This window comes from Bacillus sp. JJ1127, from assembly GCF_036965845.1.
Lineage (GTDB): Bacteria > Bacillota > Bacilli > Bacillales > Bacillaceae_G > Bacillus_A.
Genome location: NZ_JBALQK010000065.1, coordinates 1 through 1,630, shown reverse-complemented (window position 1 = coordinate 1,630; position 1,630 = coordinate 1). Strand labels below are relative to the sequence as shown.

The following is a 1,630-nucleotide window of genomic DNA, read 5'->3' as shown; positions in this document are numbered from 1 at the left end:
AATCTTTTTTCAAAATGGAGTTTTTATATTTGTTGTTAAATAAGGATTGAAGAGCATTTTTTAATCAAACTTTATTCCAAAGCTACAACAAAAACCTTGCTTTGGGGTAATAGGTCCAGATCGTAAAAGACTATTCCATCACCTCTTCAAAGCGTAACTACAATAAGGACAAGCCAGTTTTGGCTTGTCCTTGTTCCATGCCACCCGGCGAATTCAAACGGCAATCACACAAAGCCGCTATTCGCCCTAGATCTATCACCCCTGCCACAACGCAGGCTTTGTCACCATGAACCATAACATCGCCATTAAAAGAACAATGTAAATCCAAACAGAACGCCGCAACAATTGAATCAAGGCGTCCTTGTCTTGGCCCGTTTCACTGAATTTCCGAATGGTCGGTGAAAAGGCGCGGGCCAGGAAAAATAATGAACTCGCCATGAGAATAAGGGTCATCACTATCCAAGGGGTCTTCCAAGTCCATGGGCCCGCCAGTACAAGCAGAACCCCGGATGCAACCAGCACATGCCCGGCATGCTTGGCCAGCCTGACCGAAAATCGAAATACATCCAGATAAGCCTGCTGTGTTCGGGCCTCTGAAGCCCGCAATTTTTTGATGAGCGGAAGCAATACAAAAAACGGGCCGATGGATAAGATTACACTGAAAATATGTACATACAGAAGCAGTCGATACAGCATGTCCATCCTTATATCACATTAACCTTCGATGGGACGGAACTCATGAACCCAAACTCTCATATTTGGCAGCCACGGCATGCCAGGGTGAAGAGACAGGATAGATTGCTTATATTCCTCCACATTCGCATAGCCTTCTTGACGGGCATGCTCATCAGTCAATTTGCCAAGTGACTGAGAATAGACATTCTCCACAACATACCGGTGACCTTGAAGCTTCATCACTTCCCCGACATCCGCATATCTCCCGTTGCGGCGAGTAGCCGTTTTCTGTCCTGCAAGCACTTTTTCAATGTCCTCCTGAATCGTGATGAGACGTTCAATCGTACATGTTTTTGGCGGTAAAGCGTTCGTTTCATTTTGATTTGTCATCTGGGTCACTCTCCTTTTTTCATTTAAGCATAAGCCCACTTTATCATATAAAAAAATTATTCTATATAGCAAGTTTCTACTTAATAGGGATAACAAACTTTCATACAATGTTTATACGATAAATGTAGATTTAAAATAAAGTTTGATAATTATAATAATGTTGGATGAAAATTCCTGTATTGTTGCAGGCATTTTTTNNTAATAATGTTGGATGAAAATTCCTGTATTGTTGCAGGCATTTTTTGTTGTTCCGTCCTAACAAAAATTAATAGGTGAATTATGCAGGCTCTGGGGAGTTGAATTTGTACGCAGAAATTGGGATGAAAACTGACAGTTCATTTCCCTTCGGAAACACCGTGATATATAGGTTTATATAACATTCATTTTGTGAGAGGAAAAGGATGGGGGACTCATCCTTTTTTGATTTCATTATATATACCATTTACGCTGTAAGATTCATAAATAAAACAAGAGAAATTTTCAAATTTTTGGTTCTCTAATAGCTTAAAATAATATAAAATTACAATATAATGGTAATTTTCCTATATATACTTAATGTAGTGTG

At 39.6% G+C, this 1,630-nt stretch carries 2 protein-coding genes; both read right to left on the bottom strand.

The genetic code is table 11. The annotated features are described in order from the left end of the window. Window positions 1–255: 255 nt before the first annotated feature. Entirely contained in the window at window positions 256–696 is a 441-nt protein-coding gene (locus tag V7183_RS08320) for a DUF2269 family protein (RefSeq protein ID WP_230577047.1), read from the bottom strand. An 18-nt stretch (window positions 697–714) separates the two neighbouring features. Further along, the gene (locus V7183_RS08315; protein WP_335359192.1) at window positions 715–1,065 is read right to left on the bottom strand and encodes an ASCH domain-containing protein; all 351 of its coding nucleotides are present in this window, start codon (window positions 1,063–1,065) and stop codon (window positions 715–717) included. Between the last annotated feature and the right edge of the window lie 565 nt (window positions 1,066–1,630).

Coding starts and splice junctions, on each gene's coding strand:
- V7183_RS08320 (WP_230577047.1), bottom strand. CDS start 696: ATGCTGTATCGACTGCTTCTGTATGTACATATTTTCAGTGTAATCTTA.
- V7183_RS08315 (WP_335359192.1), bottom strand. CDS start 1,065: ATGACAAATCAAAATGAAACGAACGCTTTACCGCCAAAAACATGTACG.